The following is a 13739-nucleotide window of genomic DNA, read 5'->3' as shown; positions in this document are numbered from 1 at the left end:
CCATGATGCCGCTTTCTTCACCCTTACAGCAGCAGTGGCAGACGGTATGTGAACGTCTGCCGGAAGCATTATCCGCCTCGTCATTAAGCGAGCAGGCCCGGCAGGTACTGACCTTCAGCGATTTTGTGCAGGAGAGCGTCACCGCCCATCCTGACTGGCTGGCAGAGCTTGAAGCCTCGCCACCCCAGGCGGACGAGTGGCAGCACTACGCGCAGTGGTTACAGGACGCGCTGGTGGATATCAGCGATGAACCCGCGCTGATGCGCGTGCTGCGCCAGTTCCGCCGTCGGGTGATGGTGCGCATCGCCTGGGCGCAGGCGCTGATGCTGGTGAGTGAAGAGAGCACGTTGCAGCAGTTAAGTCACCTTGCGGAGACGCTGATCGTTGCCGCCCGGGACTGGCTGTACGACGCTTGCTGCCGCGAGTGGGGCACGCCGTGCAGCGAGGAGGGTACCCCGCAGCCGCTGATGATTCTGGGCATGGGCAAACTGGGCGGGGGCGAACTTAACTTTTCCTCGGATATCGATCTGATCTTCGCCTGGCCGGAGAAGGGTGCCACCCGCGGCGGACGTCGCGAGCTGGATAACGCCCAGTTCTTTACCCGGCTGGGGCAGCGGCTGATTAAGGCCCTCGATCAACCTACTCAGGATGGCTTTGTCTATCGCGTGGACATGCGCCTGCGCCCGTTTGGCGACAGCGGCCCGCTGGTGCTGAGCTATGCTGCACTGGAAGATTACTACCAGGAGCAGGGCCGCGACTGGGAACGCTACGCGATGGTGAAGGCGCGGATCATGGGCGATACCGGCGATGCGTATGCCAACGAGCTGCGCGCCATGCTGCGCCCGTTCGTGTTCCGTCGCTACATTGATTTCAGCGTTATTCAGTCGCTGCGTAACATGAAAGGGATGATTGCCCGGGAAGTGCGTCGTCGCGGCCTGAAAGACAACATCAAGCTGGGGGCGGGCGGCATTCGCGAGATTGAGTTTATCGTCCAGGTGTTCCAGCTGATCCGCGGCGGGCGCGAGCCCTCGCTGCAGTCCCGTTCTTTGCTGCCCACCCTGGCCGCCATCGCTCAGTTGAACCTGTTGCCGGAAGGCGATGACCGGATCCTGCGCGAGGCCTACCTCTTTTTACGGCGACTGGAAAACCTGCTCCAGAGCATCAATGACGAACAAACCCAGACCCTGCCGGGGGATGAGCTCAATCGCGCCCGTCTCGCCTGGGGGATGCGCGTTGACGACTGGCAGGCGCTGACCGACGCGCTGGATGCGCACATGGCGGCGGTGCGGCGCATTTTTAACGATCTGATCGGCGACGATGAGAGCGAATCCCAGGATGATGAGCTGTCCGAGCACTGGCGCGAGCTGTGGCAGGATGCATTGCAGGAGGACGACACTACTCCGGTGCTGACCCACCTCAGCGATGACGATCGCCATCGGGTTGTGGCGCTGATTGCCGATTTCCGCCTTGAACTGAACAAGCGTGCCATCGGCCCGCGCGGCCGCCAGGTGCTGGATCACCTGATGCCGCATCTGCTCAGCGACGTCTGCTCCCGCGCCGATGCGCCGGTACCCCTGTCGCGCCTGACCCCGCTGCTGAGCGGGATCATCACCCGTACCACCTATCTGGAGTTGCTCAGCGAGTTCCCCGGGGCGCTGAAGCACCTGATCTCCCTCTGCGCCGCCTCGCCGATGATTGCCAGCAAGCTGGCGCGCTATCCGCTGCTGCTGGACGAGCTGCTCGATCCCAACACCCTTTACCAGCCGACGGCGACCGATGCCTATCGCGACGAGCTGCGCCAGTACCTGCTGCGCGTACCGGAAGAGGACGAAGAGCAACAGCTGGAGGCGCTGCGTCAGTTTAAGCAGGCGCAGCTGCTGCGCGTGGCGGCGGCAGATATCTCCGGAACCCTGCCGGTGATGAAAGTGAGCGATCACTTAACCTGGCTGGCGGAAGCGATTATTGATGCGGTGGTCCATCAGGCGTGGGTGCAGATGGTGGCCCGTTACGGCCAGCCGAAGCACCTGGCCGATCGCGAAGGGCGCGGCTTTGCGGTGGTGGGCTACGGCAAGCTGGGCGGCTGGGAGCTGGGCTACAGCTCCGATCTGGATCTGATTTTCCTGCATGACTGCCCGGTAGATGTGATGACCGACGGCGAGCGGGAGATCGACGGTCGTCAGTTCTACCTGCGCCTCGCCCAGCGCATCATGCACCTGTTCAGCACCCGGACCTCGTCCGGCATTCTGTATGAAGTGGATGCCCGCCTGCGCCCGTCCGGGGCGGCGGGCATGCTGGTCACCTCTACCGACGCCTTCGCCGACTACCAGAAGAACGAAGCCTGGACCTGGGAGCATCAGGCCCTGGTGCGTGCCCGGGTGGTGTATGGCGATCCGCAGCTGAACGCGCAGTTCGATACCATTCGTCGCGACGTGCTCACCGCCACGCGCGAGGGCCCGACGCTGCAAACTGAAGTGCGCGAGATGCGCGAGAAGATGCGCGCTCATCTGGGTAATAAGCACAAGGATCGCTTTGATATCAAAGCCGATGAAGGCGGTATCACCGACATTGAATTTATTACCCAGTATCTGGTGCTGCGGGACGCGCACAGCAAGCCGAAGCTCACCCGCTGGTCGGATAACGTGCGCATTCTGGAGCTGCTGGCGCAAAACGACATTATGGACGAGCACGAGGCGCTGGCACTGACTCGCGCCTACACCACGCTGCGCGATGAGTTGCACCACCTGGCCCTGCAGGAGCAGCCGGGCCATCTGCCGCTCGACTGTTTTAACCCCGAGCGAGAGCTGGTGCGGGCCTGCTGGCAGAAGTGGCTGGTGGAACCGTGCGTAACAAAACAAGTGTGATATTATCGCGCGCAAATTGTGAATCTTTCTGGAGTCAGGAATGAAAGTAACACTGCCAGAGTTTGAACGTGCTGGAGTTATGGTGGTTGGCGATGTGATGCTGGATCGCTACTGGTATGGGCCAACCAGCCGCATTTCCCCGGAAGCCCCGGTCCCGGTGGTGAAGGTGGATACCATAGAAGAGCGTCCTGGCGGCGCGGCAAACGTGGCGATGAATATTGCTTCCCTCGGCGCGCATTCGCGTCTGGTGGGGCTGACCGGTATCGACGACGCGGCGCGTGCGCTGAGCAAGACCCTGGCGGACGTGAACGTCAAATGTGACTTCGTTTCTGTTCCGACGCACCCGACCATCACCAAGCTGCGCGTGCTGTCGCGCAACCAGCAGCTGATCCGCCTCGACTTCGAAGAGGGCTTTGAAGGCGTGGATCCGGAGCCGCTGCACGAGCGCATCAACCAGGCGCTGGGCAATATCGGCGCGCTGGTGCTCTCTGACTACGCCAAAGGGGCGCTGGCCAGCGTGCAGCAGATGATTACCCTGGCGCGCGATGCCGGTGTGCCGGTGCTGATCGATCCGAAAGGTACCGATTTCGAACGCTATCGCGGGGCGACGCTGCTTACGCCGAACCTGTCTGAGTTCGAAGCGGTAGCGGGTAAATGCAAAACCGAAGAGGAGATCGTTGAGCGCGGCATGAAGATCATCGCCGACTTCGACTTCTCCGCGCTGCTGGTGACCCGCTCCGAGCAGGGGATGACCCTGCTGCAGCCGGGCAAAGCGCCGCTGCATATGCCAACCCAGGCGCAGGAAGTGTATGACGTCACCGGTGCCGGTGATACGGTTATTGGCGTGCTGGCGGCAACGCTTGCCGCAGGTAATACGCTGGAAGAGGCCTGCTACTTTGCCAATGCCGCCGCGGGCGTGGTAGTGGGTAAACTGGGGACCTCTACCGTTTCGCCAATCGAACTGGAAAACGCGGTGCGCGGTCGTGCCGATACCGGTTTTGGCGTGATGAGCGAAGATGAGCTGAAAGTGGCGGTTGCCGCCGCCCGTAAGCGTGGCGAGAAAGTGGTGATGACCAACGGCGTGTTCGACATTCTGCACGCGGGTCATGTCTCCTATCTGGCGAACGCGCGCAAGCTGGGCGACCGTCTGATTGTGGCGGTTAACAGCGATGCCTCCACCAAACGCCTGAAAGGCGAGACCCGGCCGGTGAACCCGCTTGAGCAGCGCATGATCGTACTCGGCGCGCTGGAAGCGGTGGACTGGGTGGTCTCGTTCGAAGAAGACACGCCGCAGCGCCTGATTGCCGGGATCCTGCCGGATCTGCTGGTCAAAGGCGGTGACTACAAGCCTGAACAGATCGCGGGTAGCGAAGAGGTGTGGGCCAACGGCGGGGAAGTGATGGTACTCAACTTTGAGGACGGGTGTTCAACCACCAACATCATTAAGAAGATCCAGAAAGACAGTGAGAAATAAAAAACGGGCCGCAAGGCCCGTTTTTTTTGCAGGGTGGTGGCATTATTCCACGTTATCTACCGGTGGGATCGCCGGCGCCGGTTTTACTTCATCAACGACGTTGCGGTTTTCCAGCTCGGTCAGACGCTGCTCCAGCAGGGCGATTTTCTCGCGGGTACGCAGCAGCACCTGCGTCTGTACGTCAAATTCTTCACGGCTGACCAGATCCAGACGCATCAGCTGCGACTGCAGCACCTGGCGGATCTTCTTCTCAACGTCATCACCGAATTCACGCACGCCTTTCGGCATAGATTCATGGACCTGGCGGGCAAGTTGTTCAATTTTTTTTGGGTCGATCATGGTAGTTCCCTTGAAGAAAAGGTGTTAACGACCATTGTAGCGCGTAACTGCGATCCTTAAACCAGATTTGTGTGAAGCTTATGCGTTGCCGAACATAATCATTAGCGTTATAGTTATCCCGCTTATTCTCAGGGCGGGGCGAAATTCCCCACCGGCGGTAAATCAGCTCTATGCTGAAAGCCCGCGAGCGCTTTGGGTGCAAACTCAAAGGTCAGCAGATCCGGTGTAATTCCGGGGCCGACGGTTAAAGTCCGGATGGGAGAGAGTAACGAACCAGTCGGGCGAGGCCCGCTCACGTTATTTTTTTGCCGCACGACGGCGCTCCTAAGACTGCCCTGATTCTGGTAACCATAATTTTAATGAGGTTTTTTTACCATGAATCAGACGCTCCTTTCCTCTTTTGGCACCTCTGCTGACCGTGTAGAACAGGCGCTTGCTGCGCTTCGCGAAGGTCGCGGCGTGATGGTGCTTGACGATGAAGATCGTGAAAATGAAGGCGATATGATTTTCGCCGCCGAAACCATGACCGTTGAGCAGATGGCACTGACCATCCGTCACGGCAGCGGCATCGTTTGCCTGTGTATCACCGAAGATCATCGTAAGCAGCTGGATCTGCCGATGATGGTAGAGAACAACACCAGCGCCTACGGGACCGGTTTTACCGTGACCATCGAAGCGGCCAGCGGTGTGACCACCGGCGTGTCTGCTGCTGACCGTGTAACCACCGTGCGCGCAGCCATTGCCGATGGCGCAAAACCTTCTGACCTGAACCGTCCGGGCCACGTATTCCCGCTGCGCGCGCAGCCGGGCGGCGTCCTGACCCGCGGCGGCCACACCGAAGCGACCATCGACCTGGTGACGCTGGCCGGCTTCAAGCCTGCCGGTGTGCTCTGTGAACTGACCAATGATGATGGCTCGATGGCGCGCGCGCCGGAGTGCATCGAATTTGCCGCTAAGCACAACATGGCGGTAGTCACTATCGAAGATCTGGTGGCGTATCGCCAGGCGCACGAGCGCAAAGCCAGCTGATAACGCATCAATAAAAAACGCCGGGATAACCCGGCGTTTTTTTTAGCCTATTCCGGCCGTCTGGAGTAACACCAGACTGAGCCCCATCACCGACATCCCGCACAGCACGCCGTAGCTGGGATTGTTATTCGGGTCGATCTCTTTGGCGAGCGGCATCAGCTCATCCACCGACAGCGCCACCATAATTCCTGCTACCGCTGCCATAATGGCCGCCATCACCACCGGCGAAATCAGGCTGCCGAGGATCAACCACGCCAGCACCCCGCCGAGGATCTCCGCCATGCCGGAAATGCCTGCCCAGAACACAGCTTTACGCTTTGATCCCGTAGCTGCATAGACCGGGCCCGCCACTGCCAGCCCCTCAGGGATATTGTGCAGCGCCACTGCCAGCGCAATACCAAAACCTAACTCCAGATTGTTGCTGGCGGTCACGTAGGTGGCAACGCCTTCCGGAAAGTTATGCAGGCTGATGCCCAGGGTCAGGAGCAGGGCGGTGCGCCGAAGGTTAGCGGGCAGCGGCTGACTCCCTTTTTGCATCAGGTCCTGCGGGTGCGCGTGGGGCAGCATTCTGTCCAGCGCAAAGTAGCCCAGCAGGCCAACGACAAACATCCCGTAGCCGAGCACCGGCGACATGCCTTCCGTGCCGAGGGCGGCGGGCAGCATCTCCATCAGGGAGATGAGCAGCATAATCCCGGCCGCAAAGCCGAGGGAAAAGGCCAGCACGCGGTTAGAGGGCTTCTGGCCCAGGACGCCGAGCATGGCGCCGATAAACGTGGCAGCACCAGCAAGAATAGTCAGAATCAGCGGAACTGACATTCACCTCTCCTTATGATAATGATTCTCATTAATATTAAAGGCTAAACTCGCACAATGCGAGAGGGTACAGTCGCCTTTACAGATCCCTTACATTCAAATTTCCTGATGATCTTCATCATGGTTATCTGAGTTCATCTTATCGGGTTAACGGTTAAGGTAAAGCTATCAAATCGACACCTTGTGTAAGGATATCATCATGACTTCTTCTCGTATGCCAGCACTGTTTGTGGGTCACGGCAGCCCAATGAATGTGCTGGAAGATAACGTCTACACCCGCGCCTGGCGGCATCTGGGCGAGACGTTGCCGCGTCCGAAGGCGATTGTGGTGGTCTCCGCGCACTGGTTTACCCGGGGCACCGGCGTCACCGCGATGGAAACCCCGAAAACCATCCATGATTTCGGTGGATTCCCGCAGGCGCTGTACGACACACACTATCCGGCACCGGGCTCCCCGGCGCTGGCGCAGCAGCTGGTGGATCTGCTGGCCCCGATCCCGGTCACTCTCGATAAAGAGGCGTGGGGCTTTGACCATGGCTCCTGGGGCGTGCTGATCAAGATGTATCCGGATGCCGACATCCCGATGGTGCAGCTCAGCATCGACAGCACCAAACCTGCGGCCTGGCACCTGGAGATGGGGCGTAAGCTCGCCTCTCTGCGTGACGAAGGCATTATGCTGGTGGCCAGTGGTAACGTAGTGCATAACCTGCGCACCGCCCGCTGGCACGGGGAAAGTACGCCTTATCCGTGGGCGACGTCATTTAATGATTACGTGAAAATGAACCTGAACTGGCAGGGGCCGGCAGAGGAGCATCCGTTGGTCAATTACCTGGCACACGACGGCGGCTCGCTCTCGAACCCGACGGCGGAACACTTCCTGCCGCTGCTCTATATCCTGGGCGCGTGGGATGGTCAGGAGCCGATTACCACACCGGTAGAGGGCATCGAGATGGGCAGTTTGAGTATGTTGTCGGTGCAGGTGGGGAAATAAAGGCAAAAAGGTAACAGGAGTTACCGTTTTTAGTGTTTGCACCCTCTCCCTGTGGGAGAGGGCCGGGGTGAGGGCATCACGCCGCACAATCCCGGCAATACGATTATTCCACGAAGATATGCGGGTAGAACCGTGACAGATCCTGGGTGATCAGCGCCCGATCTTCACGAATGCCAATCCCGGCGGGTTGATCGTTGATCAACCAGCTGCCGATCAGCATATAGCTGTCGCCATACTTCGGCAGTTGATAGAACTGCTGGACAATCATTCCCTCTTCGCCATACGGGCCTTCTACCGCTTCCACGGTGCTACCGTTTTCGATAATCGACACGTTGGCCCCCTCGCGGGAGAAAATCGGCTTTTTGACATACTTATCCATCTGCGGATAGTCATCTTCCGCGAAGTACGCTGGCAGCAGATTCGGATGGTCCGGGAACATCTCCCACAGCAGTGGCAGCAGGGCCTTGTTGGAGATAATGCTCTTCCACGCCGGTTCCAGCCAGCGCACGCCAGCATCTTCCAGTTTAGTGGAGAACACTTCGCGCAGCATGTATTCCCACGGATAGAGCTTGAACAGATTACTGATAACCTGATCCTGCGTATCGGTGAACTGGCCTCTTTCGCCCAGCCCGATATCTTCTATATAGAGAAACTCGCTGGCAACCTCGGCCTCGGCTGCGCAATCCTGCAGATACTGCACCGTGCCGCGATCTTCAACCGTGTCACGACAGCAGGCGAAGTGCAGCAGGTTGAAGCCGTGCTGCTCGCGCAGCTCAGCGAAACGCTCAATCAGCTTTTCCTGCAGGCTGTTGAACTGATCGCTGCCTTCAGGCAGGTTGCCCGCCGCGACCTGATCTTCGAGCCAGATATACTGGAAGAAAGCCGCTTCGTACAACGAGGTTGGCGTATCGGCGTTGTTCTCGAGCATCTTCGGCTCACCGACGCCATCCCACGCCAGATCGAGGCGCGAATAGAGCGACGGCTGATGCGTCTGCCATGACTGACGCACAAAGCCCCAGGTGTGCTTCGGAATGCGGAATTTAGTCAGCAGCTCATCGCTGGCAATGACCTTCTCCACGACCTTCAGGCACATCTGATGCAGTTCAGCCGTCACCGCTTCCAGCTTTTCAACCTGGTCGAGGGTCAGCTTGTAATAGGCATCTTCACACCAGTACGGCTCGCCGTACATGGTGTGAAAGTTGAAACCGTATTCGGTGGCTTTTTCGCGCCAGTCCGGGCGCTCAACAATACTGACTCGTTCCATTATCAGCCGCCCATAGAGCGTGTTGAGGTGCCGGTCGCGCTACGCTGCATGGTGTTCTGTTTGGCAACAGAGTCACCGAAGCCGCCGCGGGTAACGGTATTCGTGGTCGCTGGTTTTGGTGCCATGGCGGTCTTAGGCACGTTCATGGTGCGGCCTGGTTGGGCAGCGCCGTAACCTTTGCCGCTGGCATCGGTGTACTGGCCGTAAGCCGGGCTGGCCGGGTTTTTCGAGCTGAACAGCGGCTGCTGTTTATAACCCGCGCCACCACCCATCAGACGGCCCATCATATAACCCGCCATCAGCGGCATCCAGAAGCTGCCGCTGGACTGTGCCTGGGCCTGGTTTTCCGGGGCGGTACCCGCCTGAGCCGGCGCCTGCTGGCACTGACCTTCGCCAAATTCTGCCACGCAGTCTTCACGGCTGGCGTATTTCGGCGCGGTGCGTTCCGCTTCCTTCAGGGCGTTGTTGTAAGAGGCGGTACACTCCGCACTTTTACCGGTGGCTGCAGCACAGTCATCGGCATTCTGATAGAGCGAAACCGTTTCGTCAGTTTGTTCACAGCCTGCCAGCATAAAAACAGCGGTAAACGCCAGGGCGACAGGGGTGAGATGACGCGCGTTCCAGCTTTTGCGGAACGAGGCGTGATTAATGGATTTTGTCCGTTTCATAATTGTCTTCCAGGACCCAGTGGTAAAACACAGAAAATAACGCTCAGAATAGAGGATGAGTGGTGGAAATTGAAGCGATCGGCGTCAAACAGGGGGATCTTTACGTTGGCTTACGTTTTTTTGTCGGGCAGGCAGGATTTAACCGGCCTGGTGAACCCAGGCCGGTATCAATATCAGTTGCTGGTAGTGCGTGCAGCGGCGGCGGTGTAACCGTCAGCAGAGGCATCCTGCTGTGGGTTTTCCGGGGCCACGGCTTCCGGAGTAGTGGAGATCGGTTTACCCAGGGCACCGTTCAGCGCCAGCAGATCCTGCTCGTTCAATGTACCCAACGCTTGCTTGATGTTCAGCTGGTTAATCAGGTAGTTGTAACGGGCGTTTGAGAGCTGTTGTTTGGCGTTGTACAGCGTGGTGGTCGCGTCCAGCACGTCAACGATGGTACGGGTACCGACAGAATAACCGGCTTCCGACGCATCCAGTGAGCTCTGGGCAGAGACCACGGCCTGTTTGTAGGCATTGATGCTGCTGACAGAGGCGTTCACGTTGTTGAAGGAGGAACGCACGGTCTGTACTACGCTGCGGTGCGCGCTTTCGAGCTGCTCGCTGGCACCAACAAAGTTGTACTGCGCCTGTTTGACCTGCGAATTCACCTGGCCGCCCTGATAGATTGGCAGGGAGAAGTTCAGGCCGATTTTATTCTGGCCAACATCGGTATCGTTGTACTGGGCACCGCTGGTTCTGGAACCGCTGTAGCTGGTATTAGAAATACCGCTGGAGGCGCTCAGGCTCAGGGTTGGCAGATGGCCATCCTGTGCCAGGCGGATCTGTTCGCGGGCCAGATCCTGGCTCAGACGCGCCTGCAACAGGCTGAGGTTACGGTTTTCAGCTTCTTTCAGCAGGGCATTCACCGCCTGCGGCTTTTCGGCTTTGAAGTGATCAACGTTCAGCGAGGCCAGTTGCGGATAGTAATTACCGGTTACCTGACGCAGCTCTTCGACGGCATTATCCAGGTCGTTACGCGCGGTAACTTCGTTCGCCAGCACGTTGTCGTATTGTGAACGGGCGTTCTGCACGTCAGTGATCGCCACCAGGCCCACGTTGAAACGCTGGGTGGTCTGATCGAGCTGACGATAGATAGCTTGTTTCTGTGCTTCAACGTAGGAGAGCGTATCGATGGCGCTCAGCACTTTGAAGTAGGCGGTTGCCGTATTAAGGATCAGCGTCTGCTGGTCGGTCTGATAGGTGACATCCTGAATACCGGCAGATTTCTCCTGCAGGCTCAGGTTACGCCATTTAGACATATCAAACAGCGTCTGGGTTAACTGGAGTGAACCGCTGGTGACGTTAGAGTCGACGCCGTTAGCATCACGGTAACCGTTGTTATAGGTATAATCTGCACCTAAACCCAGCTGCGGTAATAATGGGCTGCGTGCTTCATTAATTTTTTCAAAGGCAGCATCACGATCGGCGGCGGACCTACGCAGTTCCGGGTTGCTCAGACGTGCCTGCTTATAAACCTGCATCAGGTCCTCTGCCTGACTCAACGCGCTGAAACCCGTCAGGCTCAGGCCGATGAGGATGGGGAGCAATTTCTTCATTTGCTTTCCTTGTTGTGAAGCTTAGTTAGCGCTGATCTAATTAAAAAATATCTACCGATTCTAGCAGACTTCGCCACTGCAAAAGGTTGGCGTTCCGTGCCATGCGGCAGTAACTTGCACCAATTTACCATACTGTAGTAGAAACCGCAGTTTAGCAGAATTGAATTTCACCTTAACGCCACCATTTATATCAGGATGCAAACATGGATAAACCAGAAAAGTTGCCAGTGACTTTCACAAAAAACGATGTAGAAATTATTGCACGAGAAACGCTCTACAGCGGATTTTTTTCACTGGAATTATACCGTTTTCGCCATCGTCTGTTTAACGGTGAAATGAGTGGCGAAGTCAGACGCGAAATTTTTGAGCGCGGGCATGCTGCAGTGTTGCTACCCTTTGACCCAGTGCGTGACGAAGTGGTACTGATAGAGCAGATTCGCATTGCCGCGCTGGATACCAGCGAAAGCCCGTGGTTACTGGAGATGGTGGCCGGGATGGTGGAAGAGGGCGAGACGCCGGACGATGTCGCCCGCCGCGAGGCGATGGAAGAGGCCGGACTTGATGTCGGTCGTACAAAACCGATCACCAGCTATCTGGCAAGCCCTGGCGGCACCAGTGAGCGCCTGTCAATTCTGGTTGGCGAAGTGGACGCCACGACCGCGCAAGGGATTCACGGTCTGGTTGATGAAAACGAAGATATTCGTGTTCATGTGGTAAGTCGGGAGCAGGCTTATCAATGGGTAGAAGAGGGGAAAATCGACAACGCGGCTTCTGTCATCGCTTTGCAATGGCTCCAGCTGCATTATCAGGACTTACGAAACGAGTGGAAAAAATGAAGCGTTATACACCTGACTTCCCTGAAATGATGCGCCTGTGCGAGACCAATTTCGCCCAATTGCGCCGATTACTGCCGCATAACGATGCGGTGGGTGAAACAGTGAGCTATCAGGTGAGCAACGCGCAGTATCGATTAACTATTGTTGAATCAACCCGTTACACTACACTGGTGGAAATTGAGCAAACCGCTCCCTCCATCAGCTACTGGAGCCTGCCGTCGATGACGGTGCGGCTCTACCATGACGCGATGGTCGCTGAAGTGTGTTCAAGTCAGCAGATCTTCCGCTTCAAAGCGCGTTATGATTACCCAAATAAAAAGTTGCATCAACGTGACGAAAAGCATCAAATTAATCAGTTTTTGGCCGATTGGCTACGATACTGTTTAGCACATGGAGCGATGGCGATTCCGGTTTGTTAGCGTCGTAAACCTACCTAAGGACACCATTTGGAAAGCCTGTTGAACCTGACTGTTGCTGGTGGGGCGCCAGTCAGGGTATTGCAAATTACTGATACTCACCTGTTTGCCAATAAGCATGAAACCCTGTTAGGTGTGAATACCTGGGAGAGTTATCAGGCTGTTCTGGAAGCCATTCATGCCCAGAAGCGCGAGTGCGATCTGATTGTCGCCACGGGCGATTTGGCGCAGGATCAAACCTCCGCGGCTTATCAGCATTTTGCTGAAGGTATCGCGAGCTTTAACGCGCCCTGTGTCTGGTTACCCGGTAATCACGATTTTCAACCTTCAATGTATAGCGCGCTTCAGGATGCGGGGATTTCGCCTGCGAAACGGGTCCACACGGGCGACAACTGGCAAATTATGCTGCTCGACAGCCAGGTCTTCGGCGTGCCGCACGGCGAGCTGAGCGAGTTTCAGCTGGAGTGGCTCGAAGCAAAACTTGAGGCCAATCCTGAGCGTCATACCCTGCTTTTACTGCACCATCATCCGCTGCCGGCAGGATGCAGCTGGCTCGATCAGCACAGCCTGCGTAACTCCGCTGCCCTCGATCGGGTGCTGATGAAGTTCCCGCGGGTGAATAACTTACTCTGCGGCCATATTCACCAGGAGCTGGATCTCGACTGGAACGGTCGTCGCCTGCTGGCTACGCCCTCTACCTGCGTGCAGTTCAAACCGCACTGTGCGAACTTCACCTTAGATACCATTGCGCCTGGCTGGCGCTGGCTGGAACTGCATGCCGACGGCTCGTTAACGACCGAAGTCTGCCGCCTGCAAAGCACGCAGTTCCGCCCGGATACTGCGTCAGAAGGCTACTGATGTCTGCGCTCCTTTATCTGCACGGGTTCAACAGCTCCCCGCGCTCCGCAAAAGCAACGCTGTTTCGACAGTGGCTGGAGGTGCATCATCCCCACGTCGAGATGATCGTCCCGCAGCTGCCGCCATACCCGGCCGAGGCCGCCGACATGCTGGAGGCGATTGTCCTGGAGCACGGCGGCGAGCCCTTTGGTGTAGTGGGGTCATCCCTCGGCGGTTATTACGCCACCTGGCTGTCTCAGTGCTTCATGGTACCTGCGGTGGTGGTCAATCCGGCGGTGCGGCCTTTTGAGCTACTGGTGGGCTATCTGGGGCACAACGAGAACCCCTACACCGGACAGCAATATGTGCTAGAGTCACGCCATATTTACGACCTCAAAGTTATGCAGATTGATCCGCTGGAAGCACCAGATCTTATCTGGCTGCTGCAACAGACGGGTGATGAAGTGCTGGATTACCGCCAGGCGGTGGCGTACTACGCCTCCTGCCGCCAGACTATAGAAGAGGGCGGTAATCATGCCTTCACGGGCTTTGAGGATCATTTCACCCAGATTGTCGATTTTCTTGGTCTGCACAGCCTCTGACAATCGCTGCGAAT

At 57.5% G+C, this 13739-nt stretch carries 13 protein-coding genes and 1 riboswitch; of the genes, 8 read left to right on the top strand and 5 right to left on the bottom strand.

Annotation, left to right across the window (positions count from 1 at the left end; genetic code table 11):
- The first annotated feature begins 2 nt into the window (after nucleotides 1-2).
- The gene (gene glnE, locus G7090_RS19985; RefSeq protein ID WP_166184051.1) at nucleotides 3-2861 is read left to right on the top strand and encodes a bifunctional [glutamate--ammonia ligase]-adenylyl-L-tyrosine phosphorylase/[glutamate--ammonia-ligase] adenylyltransferase; all 2859 of its coding nucleotides are present in this window, start codon (nucleotides 3-5) and stop codon (nucleotides 2859-2861) included.
- 40 nt (nucleotides 2862-2901) lie between these two features.
- Nucleotides 2902-4335, top strand: coding sequence for a bifunctional D-glycero-beta-D-manno-heptose-7-phosphate kinase/D-glycero-beta-D-manno-heptose 1-phosphate adenylyltransferase HldE (gene hldE, locus G7090_RS19980; RefSeq protein WP_106995847.1), 1434 nt, complete (start codon nucleotides 2902-2904; stop codon nucleotides 4333-4335).
- A gap of 42 nt (nucleotides 4336-4377) precedes the next feature.
- On the opposite strand, the gene G7090_RS19975 is transcribed toward hldE, so the two are convergent.
- Entirely contained in the window at nucleotides 4378-4674 is a 297-nt protein-coding gene (locus G7090_RS19975; RefSeq protein WP_106995846.1) for an accessory factor UbiK family protein, read from the bottom strand.
- Between the two features lie 120 nt (nucleotides 4675-4794).
- Nucleotides 4795-4945: riboswitch (FMN riboswitch) on the top strand.
- A gap of 104 nt (nucleotides 4946-5049) precedes the next feature.
- Here G7090_RS19975 and ribB point away from each other — a divergent pair.
- Entirely contained in the window at nucleotides 5050-5703 is a 654-nt protein-coding gene (ribB, locus tag G7090_RS19970) for a 3,4-dihydroxy-2-butanone-4-phosphate synthase (protein ID WP_166184049.1), read from the top strand.
- A 42-nt stretch (nucleotides 5704-5745) separates the two neighbouring features.
- Here the strand turns inward: ribB and zupT are convergent, their stop codons facing one another.
- Nucleotides 5746-6519 (bottom strand): zinc transporter ZupT, encoded by a 774-nt coding sequence (gene zupT, locus G7090_RS19965; protein WP_106995844.1) that lies wholly within the window; start codon nucleotides 6517-6519, stop codon nucleotides 5746-5748.
- Between the two features lie 196 nt (nucleotides 6520-6715).
- On the opposite strand from zupT, the gene ygiD reads away from it, so the two are divergent.
- The gene (gene ygiD, locus G7090_RS19960) at nucleotides 6716-7507 is read left to right on the top strand and encodes a 4,5-DOPA dioxygenase extradiol (protein WP_106995843.1); all 792 of its coding nucleotides are present in this window, start codon (nucleotides 6716-6718) and stop codon (nucleotides 7505-7507) included.
- A 103-nt stretch (nucleotides 7508-7610) separates the two neighbouring features.
- Here the strand turns inward: ygiD and G7090_RS19955 are convergent, their stop codons facing one another.
- The 3 genes from G7090_RS19955 to tolC form a co-directional block, all read right to left on the bottom strand.
- Nucleotides 7611-8771 carry a glutathionylspermidine synthase family protein gene (locus G7090_RS19955; RefSeq protein WP_166184046.1) on the bottom strand — a complete coding sequence of 387 codons (1161 nt, stop codon included), beginning with the start codon at nucleotides 8769-8771 and terminating at the stop codon, nucleotides 7611-7613.
- Between the two features lie 2 nt (nucleotides 8772-8773).
- Nucleotides 8774-9439 (bottom strand): DUF1190 family protein, encoded by a 666-nt coding sequence (locus G7090_RS19950; protein ID WP_106995841.1) that lies wholly within the window; start codon nucleotides 9437-9439, stop codon nucleotides 8774-8776.
- A gap of 173 nt (nucleotides 9440-9612) precedes the next feature.
- Entirely contained in the window at nucleotides 9613-11034 is a 1422-nt protein-coding gene (gene tolC, locus G7090_RS19945; RefSeq protein ID WP_166184044.1) for an outer membrane channel protein TolC, read from the bottom strand.
- 203 nt (nucleotides 11035-11237) lie between these two features.
- On the opposite strand from tolC, the gene nudF reads away from it, so the two are divergent.
- The 4 genes from nudF to yqiA are packed head-to-tail and all read left to right on the top strand — an operon-like array spanning nucleotide 11238 to nucleotide 13725.
- Complete coding sequence (nudF, locus tag G7090_RS19940; protein WP_166184042.1) at nucleotides 11238-11870, top strand: ADP-ribose diphosphatase; 633 nt, start codon at nucleotides 11238-11240, stop codon at nucleotides 11868-11870.
- Nucleotides 11867-12289, top strand: a complete 423-nt coding sequence (locus G7090_RS19935) for a DUF1249 family protein (protein ID WP_166184039.1) — start codon at nucleotides 11867-11869, stop codon at nucleotides 12287-12289. The genes nudF and G7090_RS19935 overlap by 4 nt, the downstream gene beginning before the upstream one ends.
- A gap of 27 nt (nucleotides 12290-12316) precedes the next feature.
- Entirely contained in the window at nucleotides 12317-13144 is an 828-nt protein-coding gene (gene cpdA / locus G7090_RS19930) for a 3',5'-cyclic-AMP phosphodiesterase (RefSeq protein ID WP_166184037.1), read from the top strand.
- Nucleotides 13144-13725: an esterase YqiA gene (gene yqiA / locus G7090_RS19925; RefSeq protein ID WP_106995837.1), complete on the top strand. Its 582-nt coding sequence runs from the start codon at nucleotides 13144-13146 to the stop codon at nucleotides 13723-13725. The genes cpdA and yqiA overlap by 1 nt, the downstream gene beginning before the upstream one ends.
- The last annotated feature ends 14 nt before the right edge of the window (nucleotides 13726-13739 follow it).

Source organism: Leclercia sp. 29361, assembly GCF_011290365.1.
GTDB classification, from domain to species: domain Bacteria; phylum Pseudomonadota; class Gammaproteobacteria; order Enterobacterales; family Enterobacteriaceae; genus Enterobacter; species Enterobacter tamurae.
Note: the sequence above shows the minus strand (reverse complement) of the source record. Positions and strands in the feature narration are given on the sequence as shown.